This window comes from Prochlorococcus sp. MIT 1314 (genome assembly GCF_034093315.1).
In the GTDB taxonomy this organism is placed as follows: domain Bacteria; phylum Cyanobacteriota; class Cyanobacteriia; order PCC-6307; family Cyanobiaceae; genus Prochlorococcus_A; species Prochlorococcus_A marinus_Y.
Genome location: NZ_CP139300.1, coordinates 557,039 through 576,746, shown reverse-complemented (window position 1 = coordinate 576,746; position 19,708 = coordinate 557,039). Strand labels below are relative to the sequence as shown.

The following is a 19,708-nucleotide window of genomic DNA, read 5'->3' as shown; positions in this document are numbered from 1 at the left end:
TTTTTCTTAAAATTTAGACCCTTATCCATGTTGTTATTTCCTTTGATTGATCAATAAGTTCAATACCTTTCTCTTTTAACAAATTTCTGATTTCATCGGCCTTCGCATAATTCTTATCCTTTTTTGCTTTCAATCTTTCATTAATTAGCGATGATATTTCTTCTTCTGTAATGTTACTTTCTTTTACTAAAACCTCCTTTTTAAGACCGAGTACCTCAGTCAACTTTTCAAGAGTCTTAAAATTCTCAAGTAGAAAGAATTTTTCATTTAGGTCTATTTTTAAACCTTCAACCCTTTGAAATTGGTTTAAAAAGTTTTTTAATGGTTTTGCTAAATCGTAAATAATTGCAATAGCACCTGCAGTATTAAGGTCATTTCCCAGAGCTTCAGAAAATTTAAGCTTTTTTTGAGATAATTCAAAACTTATTTTCTCTTTATATTCTTCTTCGATAGATTCATTTTTATCAATAGATCTAAAAGTGCCTTTTGTAAGGTCCATAAAAGAAAGGGCTACATTAATGTTTTTCCAAGCTTCTGAAGCACTCCTTAAAGCTTCCTCAGTAAAATCAAGTGGTTTTCTATAATTCACAGTCATAACAAAATATCGCAAAGTCATAGGGCTTATACCTGACTTAATGAGCTCTCTGATAGTTTTAAAATTTTTAAGAGATTTACTCATCTTTTGTCCATTTACATTGACCATTCCATTGTGTAACCAATAGTTCGCTAGCTTTTTGCCATTGGCTGCCTCTGATTGGGCTATTTCATTCTCATGATGTGGAAAAATCAAGTCAGAACCACCTAAATGGATATCAATAGTATCTCCCAATTCATCTTTAACCATCGCTGAACATTCAATATGCCATCCTGGCCTACCTTTACCCCATGGCGAATCAAAAAATGGTTCATCATCTTTGGCTTTTTTCCATAGTGCGAAATCTTGTGGATTTAGTTTTTTACTATTTTCCTCATTAGCCATTCTTCCTTGCTGATTTATATTTTGTTCTTTTATATTTTGATTACTTAGCTTTCCATAATTTTTATTTTTAAAAACAGAATAATAAACATCTCCATCCCTAGAGTATGCATAACCTTTGTCCTCAAGGATTGTTATGAATGAGCAGATATTGCATATATGATTCGTTGCTCTTGGCATACTATCTGCACGCATTATCCCTAAAGAATCCATATCTTTATGAAATTCAATAATATTCTTTTCAGATACTTCCTTCATTGAACTGCGTTCTTCTTTAGCTCTTTTTAAAATCTTGTCATCAATATCTGTAAAATTTTGAACATACTTCACTTTGAAATCACTGTATATTAAAAATCTTCTCAATACATCCCAAGCGATATAACTTCTGGCATGACCAAGATGACATAAATCATAAACAGTTACTCCACAACAATAAATTTTTACTACATCATTAATAGGCTTAAAAACCTCAACTCTTTTGCTTAAAGTATTAAAAAGTTTGATCATCTTAAATTAAATATTTCATAAGGTTTATTTTGTCTCCATCCAATTGTCTCCAATACCAATATCAACTAAAAGAGGCACATTTAATTTTACACAATCTTCCATAGTCTTCTTAACTAATTTCGTCGTAATTTCCAAAGAATCTGGTTCAACTTCAAACAATAATTCATCATGTACTTGTAAAAGCATTTTTGCGGGGACATTCATTTGTATGAATTTCTTATTTAGTTGAACCATTGCAATTTTAATAATGTCTGCACTTGAACCCTGAATTGGTGCATTAGCTGCGGCCCTTAATGACTGTGCTTCCATGCCAGCCCTTCTTGCGGACTGCAAGTCAATTTCGTAAGGATCTTTTCCTAATAATCTCCCAAGTCCATTTTTATCAAACTTAAATTCTCTCTTTCGACCAAAAATTGTTTTTACATAACCTTTTGATAAGGCAAGCCTTTCTTGGAGTTCAAGAAATTTGAAAATTTTTGAATACCTTTCTTTGTATTTTATTAGGAATTCTTTTGCCTCTGCGGTACTGACTCCTGTTGAACGGGCGAACTTTTTTATCCCCATACCATAGATAACTCCAAAATTTATTGTTTTCCCAACTCTCCTTTCTTCGGATGATATTTCTTCTTTTTCGAAAATTAATCTTGCAGTCAAAGAATGAATGTCATCATTTTTATGAAATGCATTAATTAATATTTCTTCATCCGCTAAGTGAGCAAGTATTCTTAATTCGATCTGAGAATAATCAGCTGATAAAAGTTTCCAATTTTTTTCAGGCAAGAATGCTTTTCTAATTCTCCTACTAAATTCAGTCCTGATCGGGATATTTTGAAGATTAGGATTGCTACTACTAAGTCTCCCAGTCGCTGTAGCAGCTTGATTAAAGTTTGTATGAACCCTTCCTGTCTTTTCGTTAATAAGATTTGGAAGAGCATCAATATAGGTGCTTAGTAATTTGCTAAGAGTTCTATGTTTTATTAAATGTTGGATTATTTCATGCTCGTCGACTAATCGTTCAAGAACCACTGCATCTGTACTCCATCCTGTTTTTGTTTTACGTGATTTCTTTTTATCCAAATTTAATTTTTCAAACAAGATCTCTCCGAGTTGTTTTGGTGAAGCTAGATTAAAATTTTCCTTTGCTAATTCATAAACTTTACTTTCAATATCTTCTAAGGTACTTTTTAGTTCTTTTGATAGTTTATCTAAATAAGGGATGTCGATGGTTATGCCATTCATTTCCATTTGAGACAATACCGGCTCTAAAGGAAGCTCGATTTCTTCGAACAATTTGATTAATTCATTTTTTTCTGTTAAAAATCTTTCTTTAAAAATTTTGACAATCTTTAAAGTTAGAAATACATCATAACCGCAGTAAATACTAGCTTCATCAATATGAACAAATGAAAAGTCTTTATTTTTTCCAACTGTTTCCTTAAATGAAGGAGGCTTAAATCCAAATAATCTAAAACTAATTTCACTTAACCCATGCTTCTCCTGATTATTTAGAAGATAGTCTGCTAACAAGGTGTCAAAGGTTACTCCTTTAAGATCAAGTCCGTGATTAAAAAATATTTGCCTGTCAAATTTAGAATTTTGGAGTGCCTTTTCTTTTTTTGGATCTTCTATCCAAGTTCTTAGTTTCGAGAAAACATCTTCAATTGTTAATTGATTGGGTATCTCTTTTTTTGTTTGATGACCAAGAGGTATATAAAATAAATCATCAGTTTCTTCTCCAAGACATAGTCCTATCCCAACAAGTTCGGCATCGATTGGATTTAAACTATTAGTCTCTGTATCTAAAGAAACTATCTCATTGGTCTTTTCTAATCTTTGAGTTAATTTATCAAGTAATTCAAAATCATTTACTACAGTTACTTTGATTGTAGGGATTTTATTTTCACTATTTTCTAATTCACTTTTACTAGAGACCTTTGGATCTTTCTCCTCTTCTTTAGCTACTTTATTTTTGTCAAAACCACCTTTACTAAAAGTTGAATTGAAAATATCAATTTGCCGAAGTAGTGTTGATAATTCAAGTTTTTGCAGTGACTCTGAGAGGAGTTCTTGATTTATATTTTTTAATTCATAACCATCATTTAATATCAAAGGTACTTCAGTATTTATTTTTGCTAGATCCCTAGAAAGAAAGGCATTATGTTTATCGTTTCTGAGCTTTTCTATAACTGAACCTTTGATGAATCCTTTATATTTTTTATCATTGTTCTGCTGAATCTTGTCCAAAGCCTTATAAATCCCATCAAGTGTATCGTTTTCTTTTAGTAGATTAATTGCGGTTTTTGGACCTACCCCTTTAATTCCAGGAATATTATCAGAACTATCACCCGTTAGAGCTTTAAGATCAACTACTCTTTCTGGAGCAACACCTAATTTTTCTTTTACTCCATTTTCATTTATAAGAGTTGGATTACCACTTTTTGCATATGGACCACCACCCATATAAAGTACATAAATATCTTTTTGATCATCTACTAATTGAAATAAGTCCCTATCGCCAGAAAGAATATTAACGCACCATCCTTTAGAAGAAGCATCATTTGCGATTGTGCCTAGAAGATCATCTGCTTCGTAACCTGGAGATTTAAAAATTGGTAAATTAAGACTTTCTTCTAAGATGATTTCTAGTTGTTCAATATCCTGAAAAAAAACATCTGGTGCTACATCTCTATTGGCCTTATAGTTTGGATCTAATTCATGCCTGAAAGTAGGTTTTTCAGTATCAAAAGTAATACAAACACCCTCAGGACTTATATTTTTGCAATTATCCAGAAGGCTTTTAAGAAATCCATAGGTGACACTTGTGGGAAATCCCTCTTTGGTCGTTAACCCTCCATCAATCCCTTTACTAAATGCATAGAAGCTTCTAAAAGCAAGTGAGTGACCATCGACTAAAAGTAAAATTGGTTTTTTAGAGTTTTCAGATTTTAAACTCATTATCTCTTCTTAGCCCAAGGTGGAATATCTATAAAGATTTGCTCTCCAGGTTCTAATCCATCAATAACTGATGTTTTATTTCCACCACTAATGCCAATTTCAATTTTTTCGAATTTGGGAGAATTGTTTTTATCGACTTTCAAAATTCCTTTTTCACCTTTTTCAGTGACAATAGAAACTGTTGGCACTAGAATTTTTTCTTCAATACCTTCAACTCTAAATTCAAGATCAGCGGTCATTCCAATTTTTATTTCTTCAGAAATATCTTTAAAATTTAAAGTTACTTCGAATGAGGTTACATTATTATCTTTTACAGCTCTTGTAGCTATTTTTTTAACTATGGCACTATATTTTTTTGATGGATAAGCCTCAATTCTTACAGAAGCTTCTTGACCTATTTTTATTCTACCAATGTCGCTCTCAGGAACTTTGGCAACAATTTCGAGGCCCTCTGATAGTTCAAAAATAAAGTTTTTAGTTTTAGAGTCTGAACTTAAATTTGTACTTGGGGTAACATATGATCCTATCTCCGCATATTTTGCAGTTATCTTCCCTCCATAAGGAGCTTTAATTAAATAGAAACTTTTTTCAGCTTTTGCATCATTAAGTTTGGCGCTACTAATGTTGTAGTTATTTTTATAACTTTCATAATCTTCTTTGCTTACTGCACCTTCTTGATATAAATATTCTCTCCTTAAAAATTCAGATTTTTGTTTTTCTACATTTAATTCAAGCTCTTCAATTTTATAGATGAAATCTTCATCATCAAGAGAAGCTAAAACTTGATCTTTTTTTACAAGATCGCCCTCCTCTACTTTAATTTCTTTTATTACACCTTGCTTCCTAGGACCAATATTGCTTGTCCTGATTGCTTTTACTTCACCACTTGTATTAATTGAATCTGAGAGGATTCCTTTTTCAACTTGAACGACAAAATTAGAAATATCTTTTGACTTATTTTTCTTGAAGGAATTGGTTATAAAAAAGAAAAGTATAGCTAGAGAAAGCAATATAATTCCACTTCTTAGATTTATATTTTTTTTTATTAAATTAAGCATTTCTTTTGAAAAACAGTAATTGAAAATATTTGGGAACTAAATAAATAATCAAAACGATTATAATTAACTTATCCAAGATTGGTTAAGTAAATACTATATTACTAGAAGATGTTTTCTTGATAATTTTTCCATAAATTTTTTCAAATGTTAAAAGCAGGTATTATTGGATTACCAAATGTTGGAAAGTCAACTTTATTTAATGCACTTGTAGAAAATGCTAAAGTACAAGCGGCTAATTTCCCCTTTTGTACTATAGAACCTAATAAAGGTATAGTTTCAGTCCCAGATCAAAGGTTGCAAGAGTTAGGTGATTTAAGTTCTAGCCAAAATATTATCCCAACAAAAATTGAATTTGTAGATATCGCAGGACTAGTAAAAGGAGCCAGTAAAGGCGAAGGTTTGGGAAATAAATTTTTATCAAATATTAGGGAGGTTGATGCAATAGTACATGTTGTAAGGTGTTTTGAAGATAGTGATGTAATTCATGTATCCGGGAAGGTAGATCCTTTGGATGACATTGAGATAATTAATCTGGAATTGAATTTAGCTGATTTATCCCAGCTCCAAAAAAGAAGAGAAAGAATTAAAAAACAGGTTAGAACTAGTAAAGAGGCAGCGAAAGAAGATACTTTACTAGAAAAAATTGAAGAAGAGCTACAGAAAGGACTTTCAGTTAGATCAATATCTCTCAGCGAAGAAGAAAATTTAATAATTAAGCAATTAGGCTTCCTTACCGCAAAACCAATTATTTACGCAACAAATTTGAATGAAAATGATTTAGCTGAAGGTAATGATTTCTCATCAAAAGTTCAGAGTTTGGCAAGTAGTGAAAATACAGAATGCATAAAAATATCAGCTCAAGTAGAATCTGAATTAATAGAGTTAGAACCAGAAGATAAAAAAGATTATCTTATTGGTTTAGGAGTAAAAGAAGGGGGCTTAAGTTCTTTAATTAGATCAACATATAAATTACTGGGATTAAAAACTTATTTCACTACAGGAGAAAAGGAGACAAGAGCCTGGACTATAAAAGATGGGATGACTGCACCACAAGCTGCAGGAGTAATTCATACTGATTTTGAAAAAGGATTTATTAGAGCTCAAACTATTTCATATCAAAATTTAATTGATTCTGGTTCAATTGCAAATGCAAAAACTAAAGGTTTATTAAGAAGTGAAGGTAAGGAATATGTTGTAAACGAAGGAGATGTAATGGAGTTCTTATTTAATGTTTAGTTAGTCTTTTAAGGCTTACTATTTTGTTTTTTTGCATTTAAATTCAAAAAAAGAAATTAATAAAATCAAGATACATCCCAAGCAACTCCCTTTAACCCAAAAACAATGATTGTAAAGACATCATCGTAGCCGTATTGTAATTATGGTAAGTAAGGGGGCATTGGCATTATTATTTTTCAACACAATTTCCAATATCTTCCAGTAAATGTTTAGTAGATCTACTAAAACCGTTAGCTTTTAAATAGTTTTGAGCCTCTCTAAATTTTTCAGCTACTCTTTTTGCATAAGGAGTATTCATGGAATTTTGAGTCATGTTGAAAATGCTACTCACTCTATAATCTAATTTAAGTACACCCTTGATAAGTATTCAAAAATACAAGAATATAACAATAGGACTTTTTACTTATTAAAAAATTTATTGTGAAAAGTTCTTGATTCTCCAAAATAAAGTTTTTTAAAATTAGAAAAAGTGACCATGAAAAATATATTATTAATTCTTTTTTTGCTGATTGTTTTTTTTGTACTTTTATTTCTATTATTTTTTTATTCAAAACGAAACAAAAGTTTAGCCAAAAAAACAAAAATTAGTCCAACTTATGTACCTTTCTTAAAAGAAGAAGAATTTAATCCTGATATAAGTACAGATAATTGGGATTTACACAAATATAGATTAAATAAATTTAGAAGATCACAATATAAGGGATTAACTTTCTTTGTAAGTTCAGAAAATAGAATTTATTATCTTTCTGAAGAGGGAGATAAAGTTTATTGCTAACAGGAGAAATTAATTTTATAAATAGGAAAAGCTGATAGAAATTAATAATATTAATGAAGTATTTATTTTTATTATCAGAAAAGTTCTATAGGTTGATCGAATGGGAGTGGAATACCTTAAAAAATCTAAGAAGAACAAAAAGAAAGAATTTTTTTCTAAGAGGATCTTTTGCTTTATTTAGTTTATTCTCTATTCTTTTTTTATTATTTTTGCCTCCTATTGCTTTTGGAATGTTATTCGGAGAGGGATTAAAATTTAGTATTTTTTTTATTTGGATATGGATTTTAAATTTGAAGTTTTTTTGACAATATATAATTTATTTTCCGAGATTATTTAAAATTCAGAATATATAAAATTTACCTTATGCCAAAAATATTCAAACAAAATAAGTTCGCTTTGTTGGGAGCCAACATATTGATAATTTTACTCTGGGTAACTACATCTACTTTTTTGATAAATTTATTTCAAAGTGAAAATGCCCCATTCTATATATATAAAATTTCTTTTTTAATCAGATTTCTCCCTCCAATTTGGGTTACATGGTTTTTATGGATAAAAAGAGGTGGTTTAAAAAGATAAATAACAAAAGTAATTTAACGTATTTACTATTAAAAAAAATCAGTTAAAATCTGTGAGCTTACTTGAAATTTTCATGTAAGAATTAGGTAATTGAGAGATTGTTTTTAGCTAAGAAACAATCTCTTTTTTTATATAGTTTTTCTCATAAAAAAGTGCCTGTCAGTATCCCTATTGACAAACACTCATGACGATGATTTTTTATAATTTAAACAGATAATTTATTATCAATTTCAACAACTCCTGAATCCATTAGACGGCCGATTTTAATAACTAGAGCCATATCTAACCTTGAAAATTCAGATTGATGGTTAGTTATCCAATCAAGTTCAGAGAGAGTTATTACTCCTAAAGCATTTACCTTTAGAAAAAGTAAGCCTAAATTCATTTTAAAATATTCCAGGGATTATCCACCCAAATAAGCCGTAATTTACAACTAGTGCAAATAAGCCCATCATTGCCATTCTTCCATTAGTCCTCTCAGCTTCTTGCCAATAAGTTGGTTTTGAATTTTCCATTTTGTTAATTTATAGATTTACTAGTTGGTTTGTTTAAACAAACCCAGGAATTATTTGACCTGTTGTTAGATATGCTCCAAGAGCAGCAATTAGTCCAAGCATTGCGAATCTGCCGTTAAGAGTTTCAGCAACGACTTTTTCTTTTTCGATTGTTTTAACTTTTGTGTTTGTGTTTGTGTTTTTCATTTGATTTGAAGATAAATAGTTTGAGTTTTCGTTTTGAAATTGCTTAGTTAGATAAGCTACGAGGATAGCTGTAAAAAATACAATTACGGCTAAAAAACCTGAAAGAGGACTCATTAAAAAATGCCAGGAATAATTTGTCCAGTTGAAACGTAAGCACCAACTAAAGCAACAAGCCCGATCATTGCCCAACGACCATTAACTTTTTCTGCATTTTGTGGATAGCTGTCGTATGAAACAGACTCATCTATGTAAGGACGTGTCTCAGTTGGGAACATATTCTGCCTGCCACCTGATTCAGTAGTAACGCTTGAATTAGCCATTTAAGTTATGTAATTGTTAACTAATGTAACATTACTATTAACAAATGTAAAGCATTAAGTCGAAATTAAGTTATTCTCAAGATATTTACTACATATTTGTAGCATATACGTATCATATATCATTAAATAGTTATTTTTTGGAATTATTACGCCTTACAAGTTGGTTCGCCAATTAATAAAGTTCAACCGTTGTTTAAGTATTTATTTTTAAATCTTTAGAAAGATATAAATTTGGTAGAAAATACTAAATTATTCTAATATTCAAATAATTAGTTTTTAGAAATAATCTATTTCACTTTATTATGGAATTCGCAAAAAAACATGACCGAAAAGGCTGAAAAGCTTAATGGTAAAGATGCAATGCTTGGAATGTTTGCTCTTTTGGGAGCTTATTATTTTACTGGTAAATTCTTCCAGGATTTTCTAATAAAAATCCTTGTTAAATTTTTTCAGGGTTTTATTAAGCCCTTTTTTATTGGATTATTATTCTCTTTTTAATTATCTAATAATTCAAATGATTTAATTATTAGAAGCTTTCTTTTTAAAAAAGTCTTATCATTATGTTTTTTATTCTCTTCTTTTTAAATTTCCTGACCATTTGAGCCTAATCCTTTTAGGGTTAAGTACTCATTTACTAATAATTATTTTGTTTTTTAATAAAAAAGGTAATTTCTTTAAACTTATGAATTACAGGGAAGATTTAGAAATTAAACTACAAAAAGTTACACTTGCAATGCAGGAAGTCGTAGAGGATATCTATAAAACTGATCAAGAGAAGCAAAGAATAATTTCCAAACTTATTGAATTTAAAGAAGCAATCATTTCAAAGGGTATTGAACTTAATATTGAATTAGAGGCAGCCTAGAAATATTGAATATCTCATGAATGTTTAATAACTTTTAGAATAATGTTATTAACAAAGAAGGTTTATTTATTAAATGCAGCCTGGTACTTTTGAATTATTGATTCTAGTATTTATCTTTTTAGGTCTTCAGGCTTGGTGGATTATCCCAATAATAATTAAAAATAATAAATTGAATAAAAGAGGTAAGGAACTAAGAGAGGAAATTAAACTATTAGAAAAGTTATATAAAAAATAAGTTTATTATTTTTAAAACTAATTATTATAATTTAAAACTAATATTTAATAAAACTAAAAATATTATCCCCTTAATATACCTTTTTATTGGGACTTTAGTTTTACCACAACCTTCTCTTGCTGAAGAAAAGATTGAACTTATACCTATTATTCAAAGTTCAAAAAGACTAAGTGGAAAAAAAATTTAATTATCTAGATGTTAAGCCTGAATTAAGACTCTTAAAAGTCAAGATTCTTTCTGAATTGAAAGCTCCAATACATACTCATCTATCTCCGATGTTGATTCATGTCACCAGAGGAAGATTAAAGCATGTGAGGGGTAAAGAAAATAATTTCTTTAAAGCAGGGGAGGCATTTATAGAGAGTAATAATGGGGCGCACACTATGTGAAAAATGTTGGAAAGAAGCCCGCTATACTTTATGTGGGAGTTGTATCAGTAGTTGGAATACCTACGGCCATAAATTAATAAAATTTTTCTCTAAGTTATTCAATTTGCATTTTGAGGATTCAACTTTTATGAAGAACAACTGTAATGAGATACTCCTCCATAGTTGAAATACTGGCTTGGCTTTAGTCGATTATATTTTTGATCTATTTCTGAGGGTTGTTCTATATATGGATTGCTAAAAACAACCTGCAACTCCTTTATTTTGTCATAATTTCCTTTTTCAGCTTCTTCATATGCGGGAACGACCATCCATTCGCGCCAAGTATAGACTGGATTAAGGGATTTCATTGATGCCGATTTTGCTTTAATATTTCCCTCTTTCTTCAAGACTGATTGCCAGTTTTCAAGCCATATTCCCCACCTATTATTGAGCTCATCATTAATAGGTAAATAAAAACTGTCTTTTAAAGAATCTAAGTTATCAGGTATTTCAGAGAGTTTACGGAACAAAATTGTATAGTCTGCTTTTGAAATGATCATGAGATTAAAAAAATCATTTATTAGAGTTTCGTTGTAATGTTCTAAACCAAGCTTGTTTGCCCACATTTTCTTCAACTCTTTGTTCATCAATTCTGAAAAATCCATTTCGATTTGATCTAATTTTTCTTGATCTTGCTTGTTTTCTGAAAGTAACGGCTTAAGAGAAGAACAGAAAGTTTTAAAGTTGATTTCCGCAGCAGAAGGTTGGTTAAAAAATGAGAAATGTTCACCTCCACCTGTCCATGGTTGAAATCTTGGATCAAATAATTCACAGAATCCAAAGGGACCATAGTCCAAGGTGTAGCCTCCGGCAGCACAATTATCACTATTAAAATTACCCTGGCAATAACCAACTCTTATCCAGTTGGCTACAAGAGATATAAGTCGCGATCTATATAAAGAAGCCATTTTTATTACCTTACTTTTAAGTGAAATGTCATATTCAATTTCATCTTTATAGTTTCTTTCTATAAGATGCTGTACTATCATCTTTAGTTCAGTAAGGGCCTCCTCATGTGCATTATTACGAACTCGTCTTGCAAAAAGTTCAAGCTGTCCAATTCGTAAAAAAGATGGAGCGACTCTAGTAGTAATAGCAGCTTGATTATCAATCATGATGTCAGGTTCAAAATACTTGGAACCTTTGGAATACCAAGGTCTTCTAACTATTTCTGTACGTGAGACATAAAGTGTTAAAGATCTTGAAGTAGGTATCCCCAAAGCATCCATTAATTCCTGTGCAAGAAATTCTCTTACGCTAGACCGTAGTACAGCCCTACCATCTGCTCCTCGACAGTAGGGGGTTGGACCTCCTCCTTTAAGTTGCATCTCCATTCTTTTCCCATTGAATAAACCTTCAAAAACAGAAATTGCTCTGCCATCGCCATAACCATTGCCAGTGCCAAAGGGACATTGTTGATTATATTCAGTCCCGTAAATTGATAATGCATAACCTGTTGCCCAACCAACAGGACTCATTGGATAATCAGCAACAGAAATATCACCTGCGAAAAAACGACAAAAATTCTTGTCTCTAGTAAGATCTGAGCTTAAACCTAATTCTTTAAAAAGTTTCTTGCTATGGGAGATATATTCTGGGTCTGGAATAGCAGTTGGGAGAACTGGTACGTAATGACCTGAATATACTGAACGCGACTTATGATCATTTCCATCTTTCGTTGATTGAGGATCTGCTTTAAGACAATTCATAAAAGAATAGTCAGATAGTTGAGAAAATTCAGAAAAATTTTCAGTAAGCTTTTTTTTTAATGAATCAGAATTGGTTGACATTAAATTTGTAATCTATTCTTGATTGCGTTGTAATTTCTTTAAATTCAACACCTAGATATATTTTATATATTTTCTTATCCGGGATGTTTTCTGCCGATAATTTTGAGATTAAAAGAAGTTGAAATTTAATATTTACTTAAAAAAGGTTCCGCAGTAAAACATTTTTTAACTTACCCAGCCTTTCAGCAAATCAAACACACTAATAAATAGTCCAAAACCAATAATTGGAGGCGCAACCCATCTTGTCATGAATTTCAAATAACGTGTTGTTTTGGCTCCAACTTTAGAAACATTAAGTTCTTCATTAAACTTCCCTGGGACTACCCATCCCATAAAGAAAGTAACTAAGAATCCACCAAAGATTAGTAATACACCTCCAAAAATCGAATCAACTGTTCCAAGAATATTTAAATTTAATGCAGAAGGAATGCCTGCTAAGAATAAAAATAGAGTTATCAACCAAACCGATTTTTCTCTTTTGAAGCCAAATTTATCCATTAATGAGGAAACAGGAACTTCTAATAATGAAACAGAAGACGTTATAGCTGCAATATAAGCTAGTGCAAAAAATGCAATGGCTACAATTCTTCCCGCTGCACCATATGAACCCAAGCCTGTTGGAATTGATATGAATAAAGCCCCAACTGTGGATTCAGAAATAGCGTCACTTAAACCGAATGTTAAAACTATTGGGAAAGTTATAAATCCAGCCATTAGTCCAACCAAAGTATCTAATGATGCAACTCCAACACTTAGTTTTGGAAGATTACTTTTTTTATTTAAATACGATGCGTAGGTAACCATAATTCCAATCCCTAGGCTTAATGAAAAGAATGCTTGTGTAAAAGCGTTTCTTATTGTTTGAGGATTTCTTAATTCGTTAAAATCAAACTTAAGTAAAAATGTTTTATATCCTTCCCATGCTCCTGAAAGTGAAGTAGCCCAAATAGCAAGAATCACAATGATTATGAAAAGGATTGGCATGAAATATCTAGTAACCTTTTCTATACCTTTTTTTATACCTGATGAAACTATGATGGCTGTAAGAATAAGACTTAATAGGTGGCCCAATAAAACACTGCTACCACTACTTATTGAGCCAAAGAAGGCTTCTGCTTCAGTTAAATTCTTCGGTAATCCAAAAAATAAAGAATGGAACAAGGTATCGGCTGTCCATCCCATTATCACTGAATAATATGATGCTATACCTAAAGGAGCTATAAAGAACAAAATCCCTAATGGATACCAATTTTTCCCGGCCAGCTTAACAGGTGCAAGTAATGTACTTGCCATTGCGTTTCTCCCTAAAGCCATTTCAGCAACAAATACTGGTAGACATACAATCAATACGATCAATATATATAAAAGTACAAAAGCTGCACCTCCTCCTTGAGATGCTCTGTAAGCAAAACCCCAAAGGTTTCCGAGACCTACTGCACTACCAGCTGCAGCGAGAATGAATCCTAGCTTACTAGTCCATTGTTCTCTTTGAGAAATTTTTGAGTCCAAAATTAAAATCGATTTTTATAGTTGATTTATAACTCATAAATAAAAATTAGTTAATACTTTGCTTAATAAAAACTAATTTTTCTAGATTAATTTTTTTGAAAAAGATTTATAGTTAAAACATTTTATATTGATAAATTATTAGATGATACTTAGACGGCAACTGTAATTTTTAAGACTCAAAAAATGTTCTCTACCATATTTTTCATGAATCCTGGAGTAAAACCTATTGTTGAAGCTTCAGGGTATATTTATGCTTGAATAAAAATAACTCATTGGAGCACTTGAATAATTAAATTTTTAAATTAAAAAAATTTTTATGAATTATCAACTACTAATTGAATCATATTCTTTTGGGACAGCCCTCTCTGACCAAGAAATAGAGCTCTTAAGCCTAGAACTTGAAACTCAAATCATGAACATTAATATATCTAAAGAATTTGGCTGTTTTAAATCTGCTCCCTCCCATATTTGTGAAGTGCTTAATTTAAAAAAAGATACTTATTGGATAATGTGTCTTGCTGAAATATTAGATTTACATAAACCAAAAAAATTAGGGAAATCAAAAAGTGCGGAGGTTTTCGATTTACTTCTAGATAAAGGCCTTGTTATTGGATAATTAATTATTCGCTTATATTAATAATAAAAATGAGTTGTTTTCTCTTGATACTGATAGGATAAATTAAAAGTCATATTAATAAAAAATGGAAGATTCTAGTGAATCGGTCTTGGAAAATGTTATCAAGCTAACTAGATCAAGTGAAAAAAAATTTAAGATGGGAAATTTCAAAGGAGCTATAGATGACAAAATTAAGGTTAATTCAATATTGAGATCTAAATCTTGTAATGAAAAAATTATCGAGAGCTTTCGAGAAGAATTATCTAACTTGTATTCGTCAAAATTTGATCTTATATTCGACCATAAGCTAAAAATTGATAAAATAAGGAGAAATAAGATAGTAAAAATGTTGGAACATAAAAGTAAGGAAAAACTAAATAATCTTGATTATAAAGGAGCAATAAAAGCCTTAAGAAGGGCAGAGAAATATTTAATAAATTAAGAACAACTTAAAATTTAAATGAATTTAAAGATTTTAAGAAGTTTTGCTTATTGTGTCTTTTTTTTAAGCAGTTTAAATTTGAAGTACTTGAGTAAAAATTCATGAAAAAACAAGATAATCAGAAAAATATAGAGGTTGATACAAAAAAATTAGATAATATAGAAAGGTTTTTAAGAATCTTATGGAGAAAAGAAGTTGAATATAGAATAAATATCTTATAAAAATATATTTGTAGAAAATATCTTAAGAAAGTACAAATAAGATTCCTAATTTTACTTTCAATTTTTACTCATTTTCTGATATTGCAGTAAACAAAGAGTATTAAAAAATCAATTTAACAGGGCTAAAAAAGTAAATTAAATCATTTGATTAAAAACATGAATTTAACAAAAGGAATACAAAAAAGTTTAGGTCCAGGTATTTTACTTGCTGGGGCGGCCATTGGTGGTTCACATTTGTTATCATCTACTACCGCTGGTGCAAGGTTTGGATTTTCATTAGTAGGACTAATTCTTCTAACTAATTTTTTAAAATATCCATTCTTATTGGTTGGTACTAGATTTACAGCATCTACTGGTAAATCATTATTAGAAGGTTTCAAAGAGAGGAATTCTTATTATCTTCCTTTATTTCTGATAGTTAGTCTAATTACAGGTACTTTCACAATAGCTGCTGTAAGTTTTGTTTCTGGTGTTCTTTTAACTAATATTCCCTTTTTCTCAGCTTTCCCAGCGATGGATTTGTCTATAGGAATCCTTGGAGTCTCTGGCATGATATTAATTCTTGGAAAGTATAAAGCTCTAGATAGAATTTCTAAATTTTTAGTAGCTACATTAACTTTTTTAACATTATTTGCAGTTTTATCACTTTTATTAAAAGGTTCAATAAATGAGTCTCTAAATATGAGTTTTTTTGAACCAGAAATAAGCCCATGGAAGTTAAAAAATTTAGCTTTTTTGATCCCCCTAATGGGATGGATGCCCTGCCCAGTAGAGTTATGCGTTTGGCCTTCTTTATGGATGTTTTCTCGAGTAAAAGATTCAAATTATACGCCAAATATCATTGAGGCAGAATTTGATTTTAATCTCGGTTATGCAATAACGGTCGTTACAGCTATTTTTTTTCTTACTCTTGGTGCAATAACTATGTATGGCACTGGTGATGGAATGCTTTCTGGGAGCGGAGTCTCCTTTGCTCAAAAGTTAATCCTCCTTTACACTAAATCCATTGGCGATTGGTCTAAATGGATCATTATCCCTGCAGCATTTGCCGCAATGTTTAGTACCACTATCACTTGTCTAGATGCATATCCAAGAAGTATTTCTGCTATTCAAGGTTTATTGAGAGGTACTGATTTTGGACACATGGACTCGCAGGCCGAGCGAAATAGATTTCAAAAGTGGATGATTGTTCATATTTTTGCTTCCTTTATGGCTTTGCTAATTGCAAGGTCTGGAGGTGTAGGAGTAAAAGATTTTGTATTTGCTGCAATGACAGGAAGTTTCCTTACAGCACCTTTGTTTGCATGGATGGCCATGGATACTATTAATAGCAAATTAGTTCCAATTAAAAATAGATATGGATTGTTTTTAAAAACAATTAGTTGGATAGGATTAATTTTCTTAACTTTGTTTAGTTTATTGTTTATTGCTAATTCATTTTTTGGGATCGGTTAATTGTAAATAATTAAGAGACTTTTATCTTTCAGCTTTTCTTAAAAACGAAATAAATTTATTCATTTGACAATAAAAAATAATTTAAGGGTTGATTTTTCTTCATAGTTCGTTTTTCTAGAAATAGCTTATTTTTGGTATTAATTATGGTTATGCCCCAATCTACTTTGGAAAGTTTATTATTTTTTTTGGTACTATCTCTTGTCGCAACATATATTGTTAATTTAAAATATTCTTCAAAGTTAAAGCCACAAAAGTAGATTTTTAATATTAATCTTTTTTTTTCACTAAATATATAAAAATTTAATACGAGTTATAGTTGGTAAATATATTTACTGAATTTATTTACCAACTATCAAATTTATATAAATATAATAATAAAATAAACATTTTATACATGATAATGATTTATTTATATCAATTAAAGATAAAAGAATAGGATATAGTTTTTAAGAAACTTGGTTTAAGTAATTGGAAAACTTTGACTATTATGAATATCTAAATTCAATTTCATTTCATCCACCAGTGATGATAATAACTACATTAGTTTTCTTTTATATAAGAAGAAAAATTTTATTGAAGGGTGAAAAGCATTAGTAATTTATTTTATACCTGTATGTTTTAAAGAGTCGAAAATTAAATAAATAAAGGAAATCAAGAAAACAATTACATATATATATTGCATTTAACTAATAGTTGTAATAGAACTACTTAATCCATATGTCAGAAATATAAAACTTGCAAATGCTACCCCAATCATTACTGTTGTATAAAGTTTATTTAAAGAGAAATTATTGCTTGTAGATGAAAAATCGGCCACAATTAAATTTCTCATTGAATATTTGTCCCTACTTTGGAAATTGTTGCTCTTAACCAAATTGCCTAAAATGGGTTTTGTTGAAACATTTATTTCTTGATTGATAACAGAATTTAAACCTTTATCTTCATTAAAGAATGTTGGAAACATATAGCTATGCCATAACGCTATTACTGCTACCCAAAAGACCACGCTTACTCCTGCTATTCCAAAAAGTAAGAATCTAAATGTATCCATATTTTTTTTAAATTTGTAATTGTTGAATTAAATCTACATCAAACTAAATATCCAAATATTTATAATTAAAAAATATACTTTAATAAAATCAATTAATCATTATTAATTGTGATTAATGATTAAAAATAATGTTATTAAGTGTTTTTGTTTAAATATAAGTTAATGATTTAATAAATTATTTATTTAAAAAAGGCAAAATAATTACCAAATTTACTAACCAAACAAATGGATTTTAGAATTGTTCTTGTTATTACACCCATAATATTTTCATGGATATTTACTGTATTTTGGCTAGGCAGATGGGATGTATTTAGATTAACACCATTAGGATTACCCAAGAAGGGAGTGGCTCCTTTCAAAAACTATCAAGTATGGGAAGATTCCGCAGTGGTTCCTGATAATGGAAGACCAGCTGAAGGTTATCCAGTATTTACTGTACGAACTGCAGCTGTGAACGCTTTAGGAATCCCTACGGTTTTCTTTCTAGGAGCTATTCTGGCAATGCAGTTTAAATCTTTTTGATAAGTTACATAATGGATATAAGATTCTTTATTGTAGGAGCACCGTTCTTAATTGCTTTTTTTTATACCTTGTTTTGGCTTATAAAATGGGGTGCTTTTAAGTCTTCAAATGATAATTGGCCAAAAAAAATGACTCCTGAAAATAAATTTAAAAAACAAAATTATATTTTAGAAAATATCTTTTTAACAAAAAATTAATTCAATTTTATTTATCCTTAATTAATAAATTTTCATGATTCCAATCGAACAGTATTTATTTTTTGCAGTTTCTCTCTATGCTTTTTTTCATCTTTCAATGATTATAGTAACTACATTAATTAGCTTTTCTTAAATATTAATTACATAAAATATTAAACACTTATTTGTATAAAATAAATCTTTCTAATTATTAAAAATTATTATATAAATATAGAAGTAGATATTAGGGCAATCTACTAGCCGCTAGCTTTGATAAGTACGGTTTGTAATGAGAACCTCCCTTTAACCTCATTTTCTTTTTCGCAATCTTAGAAAATGAGGTTTAAATATTTTTAGAGAAGTAAAAATATTAATTCAAAATCTTTATTAATTAATTAACTCTTTTAATTAAAAAATTATTCATTCTTCTGTATATTATTTACTTTTAAAAAAATAGTTTTTTATTTATAAATAGGATGTAGATATTTGGCGAATCTGCAACGGTTTACAATCCGTCTTTATGAACCTAGCCAAATAAAATATTCTTAACTACGTTTTAGTTATTTTAGTAGTTAGGAATATTTTTATTTAAATTTCAATTCTTATAGTTTTACTTCCTGGATAAATAAATGATTAATAAAAAAGAAAAAGAATATACTTTAGAGAATATTTTTAAAGATTTAGAGTCTGGAGTTCCAGAGAATAAATCTATAAAAGAATATGCTCTTCCTAATGCAAGGCAATGGTTAGGAGGAAGATTTTTTGCTGTATGGGTATTACCTATTTACTTTATTAGAAAAATTGCAAAGTTTTCTGCTTCATCATCCTTTGTTAAACCATATGCCCCTTCTGTTAATGGTCCATCTTATAAGCAGCCAGAAACCCTATTTACGGCTTTAAGGAAGGTATTCAATGGTAAGGATCATCTAAGGTTTTTTGATCATAGATTTATTGGTATATGGGTTTTACCAATTGCCTTGACTGGGATATTATTTGAAATCCTATTAATAGCTCCTTTTAATAACACCTCACCTTTTAATTAACTAAGTATTTCTAATATAGTTTTTGTTTTTAGGAGACTTAAAATTATATTGCTATATCTTTTAGAGGTCTTTTCGAATTACCTTAGAAGATTGAGATGAAATTTTTATTTTAAAGTTATTGTGTTTCAAAATTAGATGGCTTTAATAATTGAGCATATCTTAAATGGTTTTTAGAATTGTGATAGATTTACTTATTATTTATTTCTATAATAATAACAACCTATTTTCTTGTAAGATTTAAAGTAAAG

General features: G+C 29.8%; 21 protein-coding genes and 1 pseudogene. 11 read left to right on the top strand and 11 right to left on the bottom strand.

The features are described from left to right. Positions 1–13: 13 nt before the first annotated feature. Genes cysS through SOI86_RS03410 form a run of 3 tightly spaced genes read right to left on the bottom strand, consistent with a single transcriptional unit; the run spans position 14 to position 5,496 of the window. Entirely contained in the window at positions 14–1,483 is a 1,470-nt protein-coding gene (gene cysS / locus SOI86_RS03420; protein ID WP_320682199.1) for a cysteine--tRNA ligase, read from the bottom strand. A gap of 24 nt (positions 1,484–1,507) precedes the next feature. Beyond that, positions 1,508–4,438: a DNA polymerase I gene (polA, locus tag SOI86_RS03415; RefSeq protein WP_320682198.1), complete on the bottom strand. Its 2,931-nt coding sequence runs from the start codon at positions 4,436–4,438 to the stop codon at positions 1,508–1,510. Beyond that, positions 4,438–5,496 (bottom strand): efflux RND transporter periplasmic adaptor subunit, encoded by a 1,059-nt coding sequence (locus tag SOI86_RS03410; protein ID WP_320682197.1) that lies wholly within the window; start codon positions 5,494–5,496, stop codon positions 4,438–4,440. The genes polA and SOI86_RS03410 overlap by 1 nt, the downstream gene beginning before the upstream one ends. A 144-nt stretch (positions 5,497–5,640) precedes the next feature. On the opposite strand from SOI86_RS03410, the gene ychF reads away from it, so the two are divergent. Then, complete coding sequence (ychF, locus tag SOI86_RS03405) at positions 5,641–6,732, top strand: redox-regulated ATPase YchF (protein WP_320682196.1); 1,092 nt, start codon at positions 5,641–5,643, stop codon at positions 6,730–6,732. A gap of 169 nt (positions 6,733–6,901) precedes the next feature. Here ychF and SOI86_RS03400 read toward each other — a convergent pair whose 3' ends face one another. Next, a complete protein-coding gene (locus tag SOI86_RS03400; protein ID WP_320682195.1) occupies positions 6,902–7,045 on the bottom strand; it encodes a hypothetical protein in 144 nt (47 codons plus the stop codon). A 162-nt stretch (positions 7,046–7,207) separates the two neighbouring features. On the opposite strand from SOI86_RS03400, the gene SOI86_RS03395 reads away from it, so the two are divergent. Continuing rightward, positions 7,208–7,507 carry a cytochrome B gene (locus tag SOI86_RS03395; protein ID WP_320682194.1) on the top strand — a complete coding sequence of 100 codons (300 nt, stop codon included), beginning with the start codon at positions 7,208–7,210 and terminating at the stop codon, positions 7,505–7,507. 784 nt (positions 7,508–8,291) lie between these two features. Here SOI86_RS03395 and SOI86_RS03390 read toward each other — a convergent pair. From SOI86_RS03390 to SOI86_RS03375, 4 genes and pseudogenes are all read right to left on the bottom strand, one after another. Further along, on the bottom strand, positions 8,292–8,471 hold the full coding sequence (locus SOI86_RS03390; RefSeq protein ID WP_320682193.1) for a hypothetical protein: 180 nt from the start codon (positions 8,469–8,471) through the stop codon (positions 8,292–8,294). Between the two features lies 1 nt (position 8,472). Continuing rightward, positions 8,473–8,583, bottom strand: a pseudogene (locus SOI86_RS03385) (chlorophyll a/b-binding protein); the annotation flags it as partial. Between the two features lie 51 nt (positions 8,584–8,634). Beyond that, positions 8,635–8,901 (bottom strand): chlorophyll a/b-binding protein, encoded by a 267-nt coding sequence (locus tag SOI86_RS03380; protein WP_320682191.1) that lies wholly within the window; start codon positions 8,899–8,901, stop codon positions 8,635–8,637. Continuing rightward, a complete protein-coding gene (locus SOI86_RS03375) occupies positions 8,901–9,107 on the bottom strand; it encodes a high light inducible protein (protein WP_288224770.1) in 207 nt (68 codons plus the stop codon). Before SOI86_RS03375 ends, SOI86_RS03380 begins: the two co-directional genes overlap by 1 nt. A 321-nt stretch (positions 9,108–9,428) precedes the next feature. Here SOI86_RS03375 and SOI86_RS09680 point away from each other — a divergent pair, with 321 nt between their 5' ends. The 4 genes from SOI86_RS09680 to SOI86_RS03355 all read left to right on the top strand — a co-directional run bounded on the left by SOI86_RS09680 (position 9,429) and on the right by SOI86_RS03355 (position 10,596). Next, positions 9,429–9,605 (top strand): hypothetical protein, encoded by a 177-nt coding sequence (locus tag SOI86_RS09680; protein WP_414477941.1) that lies wholly within the window; start codon positions 9,429–9,431, stop codon positions 9,603–9,605. Between the two features lie 184 nt (positions 9,606–9,789). Beyond that, positions 9,790–9,972, top strand: a complete 183-nt coding sequence (locus SOI86_RS03365; RefSeq protein ID WP_271477388.1) for a hypothetical protein — start codon at positions 9,790–9,792, stop codon at positions 9,970–9,972. A gap of 73 nt (positions 9,973–10,045) precedes the next feature. Further along, positions 10,046–10,207: a hypothetical protein gene (locus tag SOI86_RS03360; protein WP_320682190.1), complete on the top strand. Its 162-nt coding sequence runs from the start codon at positions 10,046–10,048 to the stop codon at positions 10,205–10,207. A gap of 170 nt (positions 10,208–10,377) precedes the next feature. Further along, the gene (locus SOI86_RS03355; protein ID WP_320682189.1) at positions 10,378–10,596 is read left to right on the top strand and encodes a hypothetical protein; all 219 of its coding nucleotides are present in this window, start codon (positions 10,378–10,380) and stop codon (positions 10,594–10,596) included. Positions 10,597–10,721: 125 nt separating this feature from the next. Here the strand turns inward: SOI86_RS03355 and SOI86_RS03350 are convergent, their stop codons facing one another. Together SOI86_RS03350 and SOI86_RS03345 are read right to left on the bottom strand one after the other, a co-directional pair. Further along, entirely contained in the window at positions 10,722–12,425 is a 1,704-nt protein-coding gene (locus SOI86_RS03350; RefSeq protein WP_320682188.1) for a protein adenylyltransferase SelO family protein, read from the bottom strand. A gap of 165 nt (positions 12,426–12,590) precedes the next feature. Beyond that, positions 12,591–13,934: a sodium-dependent transporter gene (locus SOI86_RS03345; protein ID WP_320682187.1), complete on the bottom strand. Its 1,344-nt coding sequence runs from the start codon at positions 13,932–13,934 to the stop codon at positions 12,591–12,593. 316 nt (positions 13,935–14,250) lie between these two features. On the opposite strand from SOI86_RS03345, the gene SOI86_RS03340 reads away from it, so the two are divergent. From SOI86_RS03340 to SOI86_RS03330, 3 genes are all read left to right on the top strand, one after another. Then, positions 14,251–14,550, top strand: coding sequence for a hypothetical protein (locus tag SOI86_RS03340; protein ID WP_320682186.1), 300 nt, complete (start codon positions 14,251–14,253; stop codon positions 14,548–14,550). An 85-nt stretch (positions 14,551–14,635) separates the two neighbouring features. After that, entirely contained in the window at positions 14,636–14,992 is a 357-nt protein-coding gene (locus SOI86_RS03335) for a hypothetical protein (RefSeq protein WP_320682185.1), read from the top strand. Positions 14,993–15,369: 377 nt separating this feature from the next. Beyond that, on the top strand, positions 15,370–16,668 hold the full coding sequence (locus SOI86_RS03330; RefSeq protein ID WP_320682184.1) for an NRAMP family divalent metal transporter: 1,299 nt from the start codon (positions 15,370–15,372) through the stop codon (positions 16,666–16,668). A gap of 682 nt (positions 16,669–17,350) precedes the next feature. Here the strand turns inward: SOI86_RS03330 and SOI86_RS03325 are convergent. Next, complete coding sequence (locus SOI86_RS03325) at positions 17,351–17,719, bottom strand: hypothetical protein (RefSeq protein WP_320682183.1); 369 nt, start codon at positions 17,717–17,719, stop codon at positions 17,351–17,353. A 225-nt stretch (positions 17,720–17,944) separates the two neighbouring features. Between SOI86_RS03325 and psbF the strand changes: the two genes are divergently transcribed. Next, positions 17,945–18,241 (top strand): cytochrome b559 subunit beta, long form, encoded by a 297-nt coding sequence (psbF, locus tag SOI86_RS03320; RefSeq protein ID WP_320682182.1) that lies wholly within the window; start codon positions 17,945–17,947, stop codon positions 18,239–18,241. Between the two features lie 805 nt (positions 18,242–19,046). Then, positions 19,047–19,460, top strand: a complete 414-nt coding sequence (locus SOI86_RS03315; RefSeq protein ID WP_320682181.1) for a hypothetical protein — start codon at positions 19,047–19,049, stop codon at positions 19,458–19,460. Positions 19,461–19,708: the final 248 nt, after the last annotated feature.